Source organism: Gemmata obscuriglobus, from assembly GCF_008065095.1.
Taxonomy (GTDB): Bacteria; Planctomycetota; Planctomycetia; order Gemmatales; family Gemmataceae; genus Gemmata; species Gemmata obscuriglobus.
Window position 1 is genome coordinate 7,577,043 of the sequence record NZ_CP042911.1, and the last position, 16,052, is coordinate 7,593,094.

General features: G+C 72.5%; 12 protein-coding genes. 2 read left to right on the plus strand and 10 right to left on the minus strand.

Annotated elements, in window-relative coordinates; genetic code table 11:
* Nucleotides 1-7 precede the first annotated feature (7 nt).
* The 5 genes from GobsT_RS31220 to GobsT_RS31240 form a co-directional block, all read right to left on the minus strand.
* The gene (locus tag GobsT_RS31220; RefSeq protein WP_010042884.1) at nucleotides 8-616 is read right to left on the minus strand and encodes a phage virion morphogenesis family protein; all 609 of its coding nucleotides are present in this window, start codon (nucleotides 614-616) and stop codon (nucleotides 8-10) included.
* Nucleotides 617-618: 2 nt separating this feature from the next.
* Complete coding sequence (locus GobsT_RS38345; protein ID WP_010042881.1) at nucleotides 619-1,095, minus strand: hypothetical protein; 477 nt, start codon at nucleotides 1,093-1,095, stop codon at nucleotides 619-621.
* Nucleotides 1,096-1,124: 29 nt separating this feature from the next.
* Nucleotides 1,125-2,093, minus strand: coding sequence for a Mu-like prophage major head subunit gpT family protein (locus tag GobsT_RS31230; protein WP_010042879.1), 969 nt, complete (start codon nucleotides 2,091-2,093; stop codon nucleotides 1,125-1,127).
* Between the two features lie 40 nt (nucleotides 2,094-2,133).
* Nucleotides 2,134-2,886, minus strand: coding sequence for a hypothetical protein (locus GobsT_RS31235; RefSeq protein ID WP_010042877.1), 753 nt, complete (start codon nucleotides 2,884-2,886; stop codon nucleotides 2,134-2,136).
* A 70-nt stretch (nucleotides 2,887-2,956) separates the two neighbouring features.
* Entirely contained in the window at nucleotides 2,957-4,684 is a 1,728-nt protein-coding gene (locus GobsT_RS31240) for a hypothetical protein (RefSeq protein WP_010042875.1), read from the minus strand.
* 169 nt (nucleotides 4,685-4,853) lie between these two features.
* Here GobsT_RS31240 and GobsT_RS31245 point away from each other — a divergent pair, with 169 nt between their 5' ends.
* On the plus strand, nucleotides 4,854-5,288 hold the full coding sequence (locus GobsT_RS31245) for a TIGR03067 domain-containing protein (RefSeq protein WP_010042873.1): 435 nt from the start codon (nucleotides 4,854-4,856) through the stop codon (nucleotides 5,286-5,288).
* A gap of 97 nt (nucleotides 5,289-5,385) precedes the next feature.
* On the opposite strand, the gene GobsT_RS31250 is transcribed toward GobsT_RS31245, so the two are convergent.
* Nucleotides 5,386-6,438 carry a hypothetical protein gene (locus tag GobsT_RS31250; RefSeq protein ID WP_010042870.1) on the minus strand — a complete coding sequence of 351 codons (1,053 nt, stop codon included), beginning with the start codon at nucleotides 6,436-6,438 and terminating at the stop codon, nucleotides 5,386-5,388.
* Nucleotides 6,431-7,471, minus strand: a complete 1,041-nt coding sequence (locus GobsT_RS31255; protein ID WP_010042868.1) for a hypothetical protein — start codon at nucleotides 7,469-7,471, stop codon at nucleotides 6,431-6,433. The genes GobsT_RS31250 and GobsT_RS31255 overlap by 8 nt, the downstream gene beginning before the upstream one ends.
* A 183-nt stretch (nucleotides 7,472-7,654) precedes the next feature.
* On the opposite strand from GobsT_RS31255, the gene GobsT_RS31260 reads away from it, so the two are divergent.
* Nucleotides 7,655-8,830, plus strand: a complete 1,176-nt coding sequence (locus GobsT_RS31260; protein ID WP_071529300.1) for a CHAT domain-containing protein — start codon at nucleotides 7,655-7,657, stop codon at nucleotides 8,828-8,830.
* Nucleotides 8,831-8,835: 5 nt separating this feature from the next.
* Here the strand turns inward: GobsT_RS31260 and GobsT_RS31265 are convergent, their stop codons facing one another.
* From GobsT_RS31265 to GobsT_RS31275, 3 genes are read right to left on the minus strand one after another with little or no spacing between them, the layout of a single operon-like run.
* The gene (locus tag GobsT_RS31265; protein WP_010042864.1) at nucleotides 8,836-9,726 is read right to left on the minus strand and encodes a phage head morphogenesis protein; all 891 of its coding nucleotides are present in this window, start codon (nucleotides 9,724-9,726) and stop codon (nucleotides 8,836-8,838) included.
* A complete protein-coding gene (locus GobsT_RS39085; protein WP_109570747.1) occupies nucleotides 9,719-15,208 on the minus strand; it encodes a phage portal protein family protein in 5,490 nt (1,829 codons plus the stop codon). The genes GobsT_RS31265 and GobsT_RS39085 overlap by 8 nt, the downstream gene beginning before the upstream one ends.
* 48 nt (nucleotides 15,209-15,256) lie before the next feature.
* Nucleotides 15,257-15,775: a hypothetical protein gene (locus tag GobsT_RS31275; protein WP_010042860.1), complete on the minus strand. Its 519-nt coding sequence runs from the start codon at nucleotides 15,773-15,775 to the stop codon at nucleotides 15,257-15,259.
* Between the last annotated feature and the right edge of the window lie 277 nt (nucleotides 15,776-16,052).

Consider the following 16,052-nt stretch of genomic DNA (forward strand, 5'->3'; position numbering starts at 1 on the left):
TGCTACCTCACGTTTGCAGCCACCTGCGGGCGGCGCTCTCGGCCAGGGCCGCGGCCGCCGCGGTCGCCCCCGGCTCGCTCACGCCCAGGAACTCGCGCCGCGGCACCACGGCCTTCCGCACGAGCAGGAAGTGCCCGACCAGCCGGCCGTTCACCCGGCGGGCGAACAGCGGCTCGCGGGCCGTGCCGCGCAGGTTCCGCGGGGAGCCCGCGCGCTTCGCCGCCGCGGTCAGGGCGATCGCCAGGAACTTGCCCCGCCGCGGCACCACGGTCCCGCCGAAGTTGTGCAGCGCGGCCCCGGGGTGGTTGGTGCCCACGACGACCTCGTCGCCGGTGAACCGCCCGGTGAAGCTGGCCATCAGCGCCCCGGTGTCGCGGAGCGGCTGGGCGGTGCCGCCGCCCCGGAACGCCCGCCCGTACCGGAGCGGCCGCCAGGGCGTGCCGTCGGGGGCCGTGCCGGTGCTGAACCGCCGCTTCACGTCGCTCACCAGGATCTGCACCAGCTCGCGGCCGGTCGGCGCGTCGAGCGGTGCCGCCGCCGGGAGCGCGAGCGGCCCCGCGGCGGGCTGCCGCGCCGCCCGGGCCAGGTCCGCGAAGCTCAGCACCAGCCCGGCCATCGCTACAGCCTCGTGCCGTCCCCGAAGGAGAACCGCCCCTCCTCCGGGTCGTCCAGCCGGAACCGGTCGCCCGACGTGTCGGAGTCGCCGCACGAGATCCGCGCGGACCCGGGTGCGGGCGCCCACACGTCGTCACCCAGGAGCACGTCGGCGTCCTTGAGTTCGGCGGCGAGGTCCGCGAGCTCCTGGCGGAACACGGCGACCGCCTCCGGGTCCGAGCGGCAAGCCGCGAGGAAGGCGTGGGCGATCGCGAACCGCAGGTTCCAGTCGAACCCGTCGGTGGTCGCGTCGGCCCCGAACTGCGCGAACTCGGCGGCGGACATGCCGCGGCCGAGCATGATCCGGCGGACGTCGTTGTACCCGTTCTGGTTGGCCCGCGGCAGCAGCGCGTCCCAGTGGTCCGGGAGCGCCGCGTCCCGCATGGCGTTGGCCGCGGTGACCTGGGCGCGGAGCTGCTCGTCGCTGACGAAGGTGGGCACGGCGGCTCCTCGGGAACGGGTCGGGCGGCTCAGGCGCCGAGGTAGTTGCTGACCAGCAGGTCCCCGTGCCCGCGGTAGACGTTGGTCTTGGTGCCGCCCGCGGTGCCGGCCTGGATCGTCTCCGAGGTGAACACCGCGCGGAACAGGTTCTCCAGCGACGGGTTCACGATGTACGTGATGGTGTCCGCGCTGAACGTGAGCTGCTCGTTCGGCCACCACTCGTCGTCGGCCGGGTCCGCCTTGTCCAGCTTGAACCCGCGGAACGCGAGCTCGACCGCCTTGATGATCTCCTCCACCTCGTTCACCGTGGGCAGGTCGGTGACGGTCATCTTGACCGCGCTCCACCAGAACCCGAACGCCGCGGCGCCCTCGAAGTCGTACCAGAACTTGACCTGCTTCTCCTCCTTGGACTGCGGCGAGTTGCCGTTGTCCTCGAGCCCCTTGTCCTTGCGGTCCTGCCAGATGATCGGCTTCAGGCCGGGCGTCTTGAGCAGCGCCACCACGGTGTTCGTGGACCCGTCGTTGGCCGCGCAGTCCTTGGTCAGGGCGTTGTTCCCGGACCCGATGTTGTGGCTGGTAGCGAAGAAGTTGGACCCGTCGAAGCACGGCCCGTTGTCCCGCAGCAGCTTGAGGCTCTCGCGGCCCGGGAAGTCGGCCACGTCGGCCGCCATCATCTGCATGCGGGTGCCGTACCCGCCGGTCTGGTCGTCCTCGATGTCGCGCAGCAGGACCGCCTCCTCCGCGCTGTACTCGAGGTTCTCGACCTTGTACTTGCTCCAGTCGGGGCGGGTGTAGTTGCGCCTCCCGAGCCACCGCTTGAGCCGCGGGGGCGGGCTCATCCACGGGTACTGCTCGATGCGGGCGGTCGAGGCCACCCGCTGGACGAACGACGTCCACGGGGTGATCTTGATGCCCGCGCGCAGGGCCTCGTACGCCTGCAGGAACTCCGACCGCATGCTGGCGGTGAAGATCGTCACCTTGTCGTTGATGTTCGGCACGGGTCGCGGGCCTCGAAGGGGGTCGGGGGGTCGTCGGTCCTCAGGCGATGGTGACGCCGTTCGGACCGCCGTCCGCGTACCAGTTCCCCTGGTACGCGACGACGCGGAAGCTGTTGCCGCGGGCGGCGCCGAACGTGGCGGTCCCGGTCGCGCCCTTGGCGTTGAACCCGACGCCGGCGCAGGTGACGACGTGGGCGGCGGCGGTGGTGGACACCAGCTCGAGCACCTTGCCGTCGTCGGCGCCGGCGGCCGGGGCCGCGAGCGTGAGGGCGGCGGCGGTGCCCTTGGTGAGGAGCACGGTCCCGGCCTTGACCGGCACCGCGCCGTCGCCCGCGAGCACCAGGAGGGCGCTGTTGCCGCCCCCGCCGGCCTGGAAGTAGTGGGCCTCGACCACCACCGCGGTGGCGCTGAGCACCGCCGCGACGCGGCCGACGAAGTTGCCGAACGCGCCGGGGGCGAACGCGACCGTCTGGTCGTCCACCGCGTACACCCGGCGGCCCACGTCGCCCGGGGCGGCCGCGGCGATCGCCACGGTGATGAACCGGGGCTGGTTCACGTCGAGCAGCACGTCCCCGTTGGCCCCGCCGGCGAGCACCTCGGTACTGGCCGACGCGAGCACCCCGTCGAACGTCTTGACGGCGGCGTCGTCCATCTTGTCCGCCCAGCCGGCGGCGGTGAGCCCGATCATCGCGTTCGGGAAGAACACCTGGGCGGTGCTGACCGCCCCGCGCTTGGTGATGTAGTCGCCGAACGGGGTGGTCCCCACGTTGCCGCGCTTGATCGTGTTGGGCATCGGTCGTCCCTCGGGGTCGGCGGGGTCGGGGTCGGGTCGGTGCGGGTGCGGGCGCCCGCACCCGGCGGGGTCAGTGGACCATCGCGGCGGCGTCGGCGCCGATCAGCTTGGCGGCGGTGAACGCCGGGTCCCGCTCGGCCATGCTCTTGGCGGTCGCCACCAGCTTCTTCGGGTCGGTGCCGTGCTTGCGCAGGGCCTCGCCCTGCGCCTCGGCGAACCGCTCGACCTTGCGCACCTCTGCGGCCGCCCGGTCCTTGGCCTCGGCCGGGCCGGCGGCGAACCGCTCGCCGAACCGGACCGTCACCGGCATCTGCGCGAGCTGGGCCTTGCGGGCCTCGTAGGCGGTGAGGTTGCGGGTCCGGCCGTTCTCGGTGAACCGGTGGACGGCCCGGGTGTCGTCGAGCCCGAGCAGGAGCGGCAGGTACGCGGCCGTCACCTGGGCCGGGGTGGCCCGGCCCTCGGAGACGAGCTGGTCGCAGAACTTCGTCGCGTCGTCGCGCTTCCGCCGCTCGTTGCTGACGCGGAGCCGGCTCAGCTCGTTGTCCAACGCGGCGTTCAGCCGCTTCGCCTTGATCGCGAGTTCGCTGTTCACGGTGACGCCCCTGCGGGTGGCGGGTTTGGGCCTGGGTTTGCGCCGCGGCTCGCTCATCGGGACGGCCGCCGGGGCCGGCGCGGGGGCCGCGGGCGGTGCGGCCGGGTCGGCGGTGAGCTGGGCGTACAGGGCGCGGAGCTGGTCGTCGGGCATGGCGTCGAGCGCGGCCGCGTCCTGGCCCTGCGCCACCAGGTCCGCGATCATCTCCTCGCGGGTCACGGCCGCCGGGTCCGCCATCGTCTCGACCGGTTCCTCGCCCTCGCCCTCGGTGCCCTCGGTCTCGGTCCCCTCGCCGATCACTTCCTCGTACAGGGCGCCGAGCTCCTCGTCGCTCATCCCCTCGAGCTCGGCCGCGTCCTCCCCCTCGTCCACCAGGGCGGCGATCATCTCCTCGCGCGACGGCTCGGCGAACATTCCGGTGGCCGGCGCGGGGGCGGGGTTCGGCGCCGGGGTCGGCGTCGCGGCCCCGGTGGGGAGGTTCTTGACCAGGTCCGCGAGGGCCTCGTCGGTCATCGCGTCGAGGGTGGACTGGCTGATCCCGGGCATGGCCGCCTGGATCGCGGCGATCATCGACTGGCGGTCCATTCTGCTCGTCTCCGCGAAGGTGATCAGGGCGCCGCGGCGGCCCCGGACGGTGTGCTCCCGGATCCGCACCCCGGCGCGCTCGCCGAACCGCAGCGGCGCGGGCATCGGCTCGGGCTTCGGCAGCGGCCCCAGGCGCTTCACCTGGGGCACCTCGCCGCCGAGGTAGCTGAACTTGCGCAGCACCTTGCCGTGCGTGTTCCCGAAGTCGTCGAGGAACGAGTCGTAGATCTCGGCCGAGCCGTACCGGTACTCGCCGCTCTCGATCTTCCGGGCCATCGCCTCGGGCACGTTGACCACGTTCCCCTTGAGGATCACGTGCCCCGCGTGCTGCGGGTCGGGGACGGCCCGCAGGCTGTTCGGGTCGACCCACCCGGCCGCGGGCTCGTCGGTCGGCACGAACTCGCGCCACCCCTCGTCGTCCTCGTGCCCGGGGGCCGCCGGCGGGGTGTGCAGCTTCGCGCCGCCCGGGCCGAGCTTGCGCCCGGCCTCGGCCATGTTCCGCACCCAGTGCGGGAACCAGCGCCGGCCGCGGTACACCCCCGACGCGAACAGGTTCACGTCGCGGAGCATGTAGTAGCGGGGCTGGGTCGCGGTGCGGGGCTGGGTGGCGGCGCCGGGCATGCCCCCACTGTGCGCGGGAGGGTTGCCCGGATGAAAGAAGACCAAAAAAGAGTTGGGCCGCACCAATCGGTGCGGCAACGCGTCGGCTCTCATCACTCCTTCGTTTGCTCTAACTAAATCGCCATTGCGTCCTCGGACCCGAAGCACCACCCACCACGTGAGGGCTCTGATGAACCGGCTTTGTTTCTGCGTGCTCGCGGCGCTCTTCACCACCTGCGTTTCCTTGGGCGAAGAGCAGCCGAAGGCCGTGAAGGACGAACTCAAATTGCTGGAAGGTGAGTGGAAGGTCGTCAAAGCCGAGAGCGGCGGAAAGGCGGTCAAATCGAAGTCGGTTGTCGTGTACACCGCGGACGGGAAGTCCTCCATTTCGGACCCCAACTCGGGGCTGCCGCCGCTGAAGACAACGATCGCGCTCGACCCAACGAAGAAGCCGAAATGGATCGACGTGACGAACGCCCGGGGCCGCACCGATAAGGGCATTTATGAGTTGAACGGCGATCAGATGAAGGCCGTGTTCCGTGCCGGCGGGGACCGACCGACGGAGTTCAAAACGGAAGCCGAGGGCGAGGTGATGTACACTTACGAGCGGGTCAAACCCAAGTGAGGGTCGTACCGAGTCAAACGGCGGTCTCGACCTCAAGGGCGACCGCACCTCGACAGCTGTCGTCGCGATGCGACTAACCGCGGCGCCGACCGTGAGATCAGCCCGCCAGCGCCCGGCACAGCGCCCGCACGCCTGCCAAGCGCCCGCGCAGTTCCGCGACCACGGCCCGTTCGCTCATGTGGGCCGTGCGGCCCTTCTGCCGCGCGCCCGGGTCGAGCAGGTCGAGCGTCTCGCCCACCCAGGCCTTGAGCTTCTTCACCGCGTCCTGGGTCGAGTCCGGGGCCTCGCCCGTCACCTCGCGCGCCAGCGGGGCCAGCTTCCGCGGGAACTTCCGCGCGTAATCGTCGATCTGCTTTTCCGCGGCTTTCAGGGCCGCCCGGGCCGCGGTGGTCTCGTAGTTCCACCCCAGCGCGCGGCCGGTGGTGATCCCGGCGTCCACGCTCTTCTTCAGCGCGGGCAGATTCGGGCTGCCGTCGGCCCGGGGCGGGACCGCGGGCGCCCCCGTCGCGGTCGCGGCCGCTTTCACCTTCGCGGCCGCGGCGCCGGCGCGGTTGGCGGCCGGCCCCTTGGGCGCCGGTCCGGTGCGAGGCGGTTGGCGCACCACCGCGTGCGGGTCCGCGACCTTCTTCTTCGGGTCGAACTCCGGCGCCGCCGTCGGCGACTTCGGTTTCGCCGGCGGGGCGGGTTTCGGTTTGGGCGGGGGTGCGGGCGCCGGTACCTCCTTCGGGACCGCGGGCAGGCTCGCGACCGGGAGCGTGGGCGACGGCTTCGGCCCGGCCTTCAGTTCCGCCTCGGCGGCCTCGGCGCGCTTGCGGAGCGGCTCGAGCTCGGCGGCCGGGAGCTTCGCCCGGACCGCGGCGTCGTGCGAGTCGCGCGCGACCTTGGCCTTCATCGTCAGGATGCGCTCCTGCTCGCCAGGTTTGGGACCGCCCTTCCCGGCCGCGGGCGCCTTCGGCCCCGTCGCCGCGGGCCGCTTCTCGCCTTTCTTGCGGCCCTTCAGCTTCTGGAACACCGCCAGCGTGAGCGTGCGCTTCCCACTGGGCGAGACCATGCGGTCGCCCTTCTGCTGCCAGTCGTCGAACCCGGCGAACGCGTCCCACACGCCCGCGGCGCAGGCCCGGAGCGCGAGCAGGTCGGTCAGGTCAGGCACGGCACACCCTCCGCGAAGCGCCCACCAGGTCCCGGACCGGTTCGGCCATCCGGGCGAGGGCCGCGGCCCGCTCCCGCGTGTCGTCGTCCTGGGCGGCCAGTGCGAGGGCGGCCAGGATGGTCTCGTCGTCGATCGGGATGTCCGACGGCTTGCCCTGGCGCGCGAGCAGGGCGCGGATCCGGGCCTTGATGAGCGGCACCGGGTCGAGGTCCGCCGGCGGGGCTTCGGCGAACCCGGCCGGTTTCCCCCGTTTGGTGGGTCGCTTGGCCGCCTTGAGGATCTTCTTGCCGCCCCAGGCCCCGAGCTTCCCGCCGAGCCCGCCCCCGAGGGCGGTGCCGAGCGCGAGCCCGAGCGGGCCGCCCAGGGCGGTGCCGGCGATCGCGCCCCACGCCATCCCGTTCAGCCCGGCGAGGATCCCGACCGCCCCGGCCGTGGCCTTCTTCAGGAAGTCGGCCACCTTCGCGCCGAACCGCTGCCGGTCCCGGCCGTGCTGGGCGGTGATGTACGCGCTCTCCGCGGGCGTCGGGTCCGGCAGCTTCTGGCTGCCGGGCAACGGCGGGGCCTTCACGGGCGGCCTGATGGGGCGGGTGTAGTCGACGTCCGCGGCGTACGGCCCGAGCCTCTGGCCGCCCGCCCGGACCCGGTCGTACGCGGCCCGGTTCGCCGCGGCGGACGGGTCCCCGGACCGCGTTTTCTTCTTCCTCTTCGCGGGGGCGGCGATGGCCCGGGGGCCGGCGGCCGCGCCGCCCGCGGCCGGCGCCGCCCAGGCGGCCGTTCCCGTGGGCCAGCCGGCGGGCGCGGGCTCGGAGGCGGAAGGCTTCGGCGCCGCGCCCTGTGGCGCCGGGGCCTTTTTCGCGGCCCCCTTCGCGGCGCGGTTGCCGACCCGCTGTTGGTGCCGCTGGTAGGCGTCGTTCGACAGCACCCGGCCGCCGGCCGAGCGCCACTTGCCGCCGTCGATCTGCTGCCACTCCACCGCGAAGCAGTGGACGAGCAGGTGCGCGGCGCGGAGCAGCGGGTATGCGGTGCGGCTCATGGCACCCAAGTTAACGGGCCGGGTTGCCCGGATACCGAGCTAGTTTGCGGCAGACATCGCACCTTGGCGCACCTTATACTGCGCTGGTCTAATCCTTTGCTTTTGACTGCCGCGTGTACTCACGGTGCCTAACCCATTGCGCGACCGCACCACCGCGCGAACCACCACTGCAAAGCAGAGGCTATGTCAGAAAAAGTCAAAATACTCTTCCTAGCAGCAAATCCGTCGGACCTGACACAGTTGCAGCTGGACGAAGAAATTAGAGCAATTCAGGGCAAAATCCGATCTGCTGACTTCAGCAGTAACTTCGACCTTGTCTCACGCTGGGGGGTGCGGCCCAGCGACTTGATTCAGGCTTTTAACGAAGTACGCCCTCACATAGTCCATTTCAGCGGGCACGGTAGCCGTACTGCTGAACTTGCCCTCAAGAGCGATGATGGGACGACTAAGCCTGTAACTGCCGCAGCACTTGTGAGTCTTTTCAGAAGCGCGGGTAGCAGTGTACAACTGGTCGTCCTCAACGCCTGCCACTCCGACGCGCAAGCACACGCCCTAAGTCGAGAAGTCGAATGCACCATTGGAATGAACGCCGAAATTGGGGACAATGCAGCGATAGCATTCGCTTCACGCTTTTATGGCTCTCTGGCATTTGGCCTTTCCGTCGGGCAAGCTTTCGAGCAGGGCAAAACGGAACTGATGCTAGAAGGAATTCCCGAGGAGGATACGCCTGTTCTCCTATGCCGCCCTGACGCAACTCCTCACACGATTGCTTTCGTCAACCGAGTTCCGGTTAATCCGCTGCTACCGCCTTTGGCCTGGGAGATTCTTCAGCATGCGATAGACGGCAATGGCCCAGTCCAATTGAGCGAGTACGATGGTGGCGTTGTGGCCATGGCAGCTGGGACGCCGTTTGATAGCGGTTTCGACACCCAACAAGCCGCGCTGATCCGCGACTCGATCCGTCTCCTCTTGCAATGCCGCTGGCTTGAACGATCCGATCGCGAGCTTTTGCATGTTACGGCAGAGGGCTTCGAGGCGATTCGTAAACGCGCAGGTGCCCAAAGCCCAAGCTTCCTCAAAATCAAAGAGCAGATGCCCGCGCTTTTTGCAGAGATGAAGAAAGACCTGGAGAGCAAAGAAGGCAAGTTCGTGCGAGAGTTTTTCGTCATGAGCCGCCGCCACGCCCTCGGCGGCTCAGATAAGCCTCGATTTGTCTACTACGAAGAGGATCATTCCAACCTCCGCGGCCAGATTGACATCTTGGAAAACCAAGGCTACCTGACCGACGTGACCCCGAAAAATGTACCTATTTACCGCATGAGCGAAGAGCTTGTGAGGCTGGTACTTAAATTTGGATAAGTCGCTTACCAGCTCCTTTCCACGCGGACCACGCCCATCAGGTGCTTGCTAACCGGGGCGAAGCTGCACCGGCAGTTCCACACCCGCGAGCCGCGCACCTCGGCGAACGGGACACTCGACGGGAAGTACTTGCCGATCTTGGGGCGGTGGTCGTCGCCGGTCCGGTCGTCGAGGACCCCCAAGTACTCCCAGGCCGGGAACCGCTCCCGCATGTCCGGGTCCGCGATCTCGTCCTGGGCGCCCTGGTTGTACGCGTCGAGCACGTTGGTCCGCACCACCATGTCCGCGTACTGCGGGTTCGCCACCGACACGCCGGCGTCGTCGAGGACCTGCTCGACGTCCGGCACCGCGCTGGCGCCCGTTTGCAGCTGCTTCAGGATCGCCGCCTTGACCTTCTCCAGCACCGTCTGATCGCTGGCCACCGCGAGCGTGAACGCGTGCCGGTCGAGCTTGGCGCCGTACCGCGCCGTCCCCCCGCCCAGCGTCGGCACGAGGCGGCGGAAGTACTCGAGCGCGGTCGTGGGCTCCAGCACCGGGACCGCGTCGGTGAAGTCGTGGAACGGGTCGTCGGTGCCGGCGTCCGCGAACGCCACCCGCTCGGCCATCTCGGCCCGCCGGCGGATCCGCGCGCGGCCCATCAGGTCGGCGCTGGCCACGCACCGCGCCAGGGCCTCGGCGATCTGCCCCAGCTCGGCGTCGTCGAACAGCACCGGCGCCCCGAGCGGGTCCCCGGAGGTGAGCAGCCGCCGCACCGCCGACTCGCTGGCCGTGGCGAACACCTCGGCCCCGTCGGCCCGGGCGCGGGCCAGGAGCTGCGCGGCGCGGGCGCCGTCCGGTCCGGCCGGGGCGAACGCGTCCCCCTCCGCGAACCGCGCGAGCGGCGCGGGCTCAGTCAAAAAGCCCCGGACCTCGCTTCGCCACGACCGGAGCTGCTCCGGGGTCGTTGCCGGATAGCACGTTTCGCACTGCGGCGAGGGTCTTGGCCCGGAGCTGGGAGCGCCCGGCGTTGGTGGCGTCGGCATAGTGCACCGCGTACTCGTTCAGGAGGTCGGAGAGCGGCCCCTTGAGCCGGGCGCCGCGGTCGAAGTCGTCGAGGGCCGCGTCCGCCTTGTCGGCGATCGTGCGGTTCTGCTCGGTGGCGAGCCGGTTGCCGGCCACCGACTCGAGGGCCTGGGCGCGGCGCACGCTGGCCCCGAGGCGGAAGTCCTTGGCCTCCTTCGCCAGCTCGGCCCGCACGTACGCCTTGAGCTCGGCCCGGTGGAAGTAGACGCTCTCGTCCTGCTCGATCGGGCCGAACAGCGACTCCTGCGTGCGGCTCACCTTCGGGGCGTCGCGCATCTCCTGGGCCATCGCCTCGACCACCCGCGGGCCGGCCGCCCGCCCGGTCCGCTCCTCCTGCTTGACCAGCGCCGACAGGAGCCGCTGCTGGTCCAGGTGGTCGTCCAGGTGCCGGGCCACCGCGGCCGCCCGGTCCGGGTCGAGGGACCCGTGGGCCACCTGGCGGAACAGATCCGGGGCGAGCTTCACCAGGTCGGCGGCGTCGCGCGCCACCTGCCCCTTGAGCGAGATCCCGGCGGCCGCGAGGTCCGCGGCCGAGCGCCCCGTGTCGCGCAGGAACTTGGCCGCGTCCACCGCGGTGCCCCGGCCCTCGGCGATGTTGATCAGCGCCCCCTTGGCCCGGGCCTCCGCGGCGGTCCGGGCGGTCACGTACCGGACGCTCACGTCGCGGGCGCCGGTGCGGTTCGCGAGGTCGAGCCGGTGGTGCCCGTTCACCACGTACGTCTTCCCGTCGGCCGGGTCCTTCCAGACCGCCAGCACGCCCGCCAGCTCCGGGTCGAACGTGGTCACGTGCGCGAGCTCGGCGCCGACGCCCCGGGCGTTGGTGTTCAGCTTGAACTGGAACCGGCCCGGGTCCACCGCCACCCGGCCGGGCGCGACCTGGTACACCCGCCCGGGCTGCGGGCTCGCCGGCGGCGCGAACGGCGACCGGCCCGGTGCCCCCGCCGCGACGGCCCCCGGAGCCGGGGTGCCGCCGCGGCGCGCGCTGAGCTTCTGGAACGCGTCCAGGGTCAGGGACCGCTTCCCGCTCGGCGACACCATCCGGTCGCCCTGCCGGGTCCACTCGTGCCACGCGAACGCGTGCACCCGCTCGGAGTGGGGCACCACCTCGTCGTTCCCGGTGGCCCGCATCCCGGCGTCGGCGGCCTTGCGCCCGATCTTGCGGCCCAGGTACACGGTGCCCGCGACCGCCGCGGGGGCGGCGAGGAACCCGGCCAGCGGCGGGATCAGCCCGGCCCCGGCGGCCAGCACCGGCGCGGCCATCACGGCGGCCCCGCCCACCAGCGCCGCGCCCCACCACAGGAACGGCCGGGCCGCCCGCCCGAGGCGCGAGTTCGCCAGCCATTTGGCCGCGCCCCAGCCGGCCCGGACCGCCTTCGGGGTGAGGCGCAGGGTTTCGCGGGCGAGCGCCAGCAGCCCCTGGCCCGTGCCGACGGCGGTGGACACGGCGGCGTCGGCCGCGTGCCCGGCCAGGGTGCGGGGCACGGCCAGCGCGGCCCGGCCCGCCGCGGTCACCGCCCCGGCGGCCCCGGAGATCAGGTTCGAGGCGGTCTGCCGGTCGTGGGCGCCGGCGCGAACGACGTCGCCCACCACCTCGCCGGCCAGCCGCCGGACGGTCCGGGGGGCCTTGACCGCCGCCCGCACCAGCCCGCCGGCGAACCGCCCCAGCGCCCCGACCACCAGCTTCGCCCCGCCGGCGGGCAGCTTGGCCAAATACCCGCCGAGCTTGAGCGCGAGGTCGCCGGCCGCGTCCACGTCCCGGCCGAGCGTGTCCTCCAGGAGGTTGCCCACTTCTTTGCGCTGGCCCTTGGGCATGCCCCGGGCGGCGTCGAGCCACGTGGAGCGGATGACCGGCCGCACCACCTCCGGGAGCGGCCCGAGCTTCTTCAACTCGGCCGCGGCGTGCGTCACCGCCTGCTTCCCGGCGTCGGCCACCTTCGCGGCCGCGGCGGGGTCGCTCCCCGCCCGGGCGGCGGCCGGGGCGAGTTCGGCGGCCTGCGCGGTGACGGCCTTGCGGATCCGGGTCCGGTTGATCTTCACGAGCCGCGGCGTGCGGGGGTCGGGCGGGCCGTCCTGGGCGTCCCGGCGGGCCTGCTGCGCGACCACCTCGCGCGCCCGCTCCGGGCTCACGCCCCGCTCGACCGTGCGCTTCACCCCGCCGCGCGGGCCGACGGTCTCGAACGTCAGGGTCCGCGGGGCCGTGGCCCGGCGGCCCACGCCGGCCTGGCGCTCGAGCGCGGCCCGGGCCCTGTCCCCATAAAGAACCTGCCCCTGATGCTCCGCGGTACCGACGGCCTTCACGCCCCCGGACCGGGTCCGCGCCGGCTGCCACCCGAACACGTCCCACGCCAGCCCGAGGCCTTCCGCCCGGTCGGCGAACGATTCGGCCTGCGCGGGCGCGTCCTCGTCGAGCGCCGCGGCGGTCGCCTCGTCCAGGTACTCGAGCAGGTCCGCCAGCAGCGCCGCGAGCTGCTCGTCGGTCAGGTCGATCGGGTGCCCGAGGGCGCGCTCCGCCTGCTCGCGGAACGCGACCACGAACCCGAGCGGGTCGTCGCCCGCGGCCTCGGCGAAGAACTTCCGCTGCGACGCCTGCCCCGGGCCGCGGTAGAAGTCCCGCCCGCCGGCCCGGTTGTTCGCGTTGCGGGCGGCGCCCACGGCCGCGCTCGGCCCCGCCACCATCCCCGCCCGGGCGGCCTTCAACTTGGCCCGGGCCTCCGCGCGGGCCACCGCCTTCGGCCCGCGGGTCTTGAGCAGGAGCGCGCGCTTCGCACGGCTCAGGAGCCCGCCGCTGTTGGTGCCGAGCTCCTGGGCGCGGCGGGCCTCCATCGCCGCGTCCGCTTTGCGCACCGCGGTGCCGGCCCCGCGCGTCCCGCGGAGGTTGTTCCAGCGGCCGTAGAACGGCGCCTGGACGGCCTTGCGGATGAGCCCGGACACGGCCCCGGACAGGTACGTTTTCGCCCCGGCCCCGAGCAGCGCGGTCGCGGTCAGGCCCTTGCCCGCGGCGGTGCCGATGGCCAGCCCCGCGACGCCCGGCGCCCCGGCCAGCCCGGCCAGGGCCAGCGCCCCGCCGACGGCCGCGGTGCCGAGGGTGAACGACAGGGCCAGGGTGCCGGCCTCCATCACCAGCGCCTTGCCCAGCCCGTGGATCTTGTAGTTGCGGTAGAAGTCCGGGGCCGCGGCCTTGAGCACCCGCTTGACCGCCTTCCGGGTGGCCGCGCCCTTCTGCCCGCGGATCATGGCCTGGATGGCGATCGAGCGGGCCTCGTCCTTGAGGGCCTTGCCGAACCGCTCGAGGGGCGCGCCGACGGAGTCGAGCAGCGGCACCCGGCGGATCGCCTGCCCCAGCTTCTCGGCGGCCCACCCCGCGCCCTGGACCGTGGACGAGCCGCCGGCCAGCCCGAGCGCGGCCGCGTCCCCGGCCCGCCGGGCGGCGGCCTTCGCGCCCCGCCCCGCCGCGGCCGCGGCCCGCCGGGCGGCGAGCGTGCCCCGCGCGGTCTTCGGCGCGGGGGCAGCAGGGGCGGGAGCAGCGGGCGCGGCCGGTGCGGTCGGGGGGTTCGGCGGTTTCGGCGCGGCCGGGGGCTTCGGCGCGGCGGGCGCCGGGGGCGGTGCGGGCGCCCGCACCGGGGCCGCCGGGCCGGCGGCGCGGGCCTTGGGCAGGGCGCCGCCCGCGCGGGTCCGGGAGCTGAGCCGCTGGAACGACTCGAGTGTGAGCGACCGCTTCCCGCTGGCGCTCACCATGCGCGGGCCGGCGGGCGTGTTGGTCTGCTTCCAGTCGTCCCACCCGAACACGTGCACCCGCTGTTCCGCGAACGGCACCGCCGCGCCACCGCCGGCGGACGGGTCGCCGGGCGGGAGCAGCGCGGGGTCGCCCATTGATGGATCGGGCGGGAATTCGCCACCCATCCCCATGCCGCCCATGCCCATGCCGCCCATCGGGTCGGCGCTTGGGCCGGGCAGCTGGAGGGCGTCGTCGGGGTCGTTCGGGTCCGCGAGCTGGAGGCTGAACGCCTTCGCGTAGTGCTTCTTGGACAGCGCGTTCGGGCCGGTGAACCCGATCGCCTGCGCCCCCTGCACCACCTGGAGCAGCTCGAGCAGCTCCTGGTTGCTGGCGGCCCCGAACGTGAGCTTGGGGTACGCCCCGCCGGCCGGGTACGGGTAGTTGAAGTCGACGAACTTGGGGGCCAGCTGCTTGTTGACCGCGTCCGTCACCAGCGCCATCAGGAGCCACGGCACCAGGTCGGCGATCGACTTCTGGACCTTCGAGTCCCCGCGCAGCTCGGGGGCGGCGCTCACCAGGCTCTGGAGCGTGGCGAACGTGATCCCGCTGACCACCTCGTCCCGCTTGCTCTCGGCGAAGCTCTTGTAGTCCGGCTCCGAGGCGGCCGACAGGTTGATCGCCTCGATCCGCACCCCCTCGGGCACGGCGATCCAGGTGGCGCTCTTGGCCTTCCGCAGCGCGTCCTCCAGGGCCGGCTTGTCGTCGTCGCTCTGGTACGTGCCCATGAGCATGCCGGCCATGCGCTTCTCGTGGTGGATCACGCGGAGCTTGTCCACCGTGTCCAGCATCCACCACGCGCCGTACGCCGGGCGGTACGCGGCGAGCCCGAGCGGCTCGTCGAACACCGTCATGTACCGGCTGAACACGAAGTCCTCAATGGGGTACGCGGGCTGCTCCGGCGCGCGCCGGGCCTGCACCCACTTGACGTTGCCGAAGGGGTCCCCGCCCAGCCGCACGTCGCCGCACGTGTCGTCGGTGTCCTTGGCCGACAGCTTGGTGCAGACGATGTGCTTCGCGAGCTTCCCCTGCCGGCCGGGGTTCCAGACGGGCTCGGCGAGCGAGTGCCCCTCGCTCCCGAGCGGGGCGCAGACGGCCCGCACGACCGAGATGATGCCGCCCGCCAGGTAGTCCTCGATCATCGCCTTGAACGCGTCCGCCTGCTCCTCGCTCTCCGGGTTCCCCGGCTCCGACGCCTGCACCTGCCAGTCCTCGGCCGCGACCGTCAGGATCGCCGGCTCCCAGGCCGTCGCGACCCACGGGCTGCGGCGCATGAGCCGCATGGCGGCGCGGATCTCGGGCGTGTCCCGGGTGCCCGAGTCCAGGTACGGGTGGAACCACACCTTGCCGGCGATCCCGCCGCTGTAGTTGACCGGCACCTTCTCGTCCGACGACGGGCGCGGCCGCCGGCGGGACTGCTCGATCTGGGCCTTGGCCGCGGAGATGATGCGGGCGGCCCGCTCCTCGGGCGTGGCCACGGCCGGGGCGTAGGTGCGGCGGTACGCGGGGAACAGGCTCGCGAGGCGGGACAGGACGGACGGCACGGGAGGGCCTCGCGGCGGATGAGAGGGGTGCGGCTCGGCCGGGTGCGGCTACTTGCCCGGCTTCTCGGCGGGCTTGGCCGCCAGTTGCTTCTCCAGTTCGGCCACCTTCCTGGTCAGGTCCGCGATCTCCTTGCGCCGCCCCTCGTCCACCTGGGCGGCCGTGTCGGCATACGTCTTCTGCTGTGCCGCCTCGGCGCGGAGCCGCTCGACCTCCTCGCTCAGCACGCGCGCCTGCCGTCGGAACTCGTCCCGCTCGGCGCGGAGCTCCTGCAGCTCGGTCTCGTCCGGCTCCGGGGCGGCCGCGCCGTCCACCGCGGCCAGCACCCGGCCGCGCTCGTCCGTGAACGTGACGGTGCCCGCGTTGGCCCGGCCGTTGTCGTGCCGGGCGGCGTGCTGCCCGAGCGCGTCCGGGAACCGCCCGGCCTTGCCCGCGTCCGGGCTCCACTCGGTCACCTGCCCGGTGCCGGTGACGACCTGGACCCCGCTGCCGTCGCTCGACAGCTTCGCGTCCAGGCTCACCGCGTAGTGCACCAGCCCGCCCTTCTCCCGCCTGATCGACACCGCCATGACCCGCTCCGAATGAGGTGCGCGCGGGCGCCGCGCCCGGAAACGCTGGAAGGAAGTGCCTTCAGTGTGCGGGAGCGGGTTGCCCGGATGAAATTGCGCGCGGTTCGACGGGTGAGGTGCCAGCGGAACAATACGGACGAACGGGCGCGCGGGCACTCGACCGAAAAGAAATGAGGGTCTTGAGCGCAGGCGACGACGCCGGTACACTTCTGGGCGTGCCGGCTCGGGCGGCGCGGAAGAACGCGTCGGCTCGCACGAGTGGGGCAATTGTTACCGG

Excerpts from the sequence above, each read along its gene's own strand:
- GobsT_RS31220 (WP_010042884.1), bottom strand. The coding sequence starts at position 616 with ATGGCCGGGCTGGTGCTGAGCTTCGCGGACCTGGCCCGGGCGGCGCGG.
- GobsT_RS31235 (WP_010042877.1), bottom strand. The coding sequence starts at position 2,886 with ATGCCCAACACGATCAAGCGCGGCAACGTGGGGACCACCCCGTTCGGC.
- GobsT_RS31240 (WP_010042875.1), bottom strand. The coding sequence starts at position 4,684 with ATGCCCGGCGCCGCCACCCAGCCCCGCACCGCGACCCAGCCCCGCTAC.
- GobsT_RS31245 (WP_010042873.1), top strand. The coding sequence starts at position 4,854 with ATGAACCGGCTTTGTTTCTGCGTGCTCGCGGCGCTCTTCACCACCTGC.
- GobsT_RS31255 (WP_010042868.1), bottom strand. The coding sequence starts at position 7,471 with ATGAGCCGCACCGCATACCCGCTGCTCCGCGCCGCGCACCTGCTCGTC.
- GobsT_RS31260 (WP_071529300.1), top strand. The coding sequence starts at position 7,655 with ATGTCAGAAAAAGTCAAAATACTCTTCCTAGCAGCAAATCCGTCGGAC.
- GobsT_RS31275 (WP_010042860.1), bottom strand. The coding sequence starts at position 15,775 with ATGGCGGTGTCGATCAGGCGGGAGAAGGGCGGGCTGGTGCACTACGCG.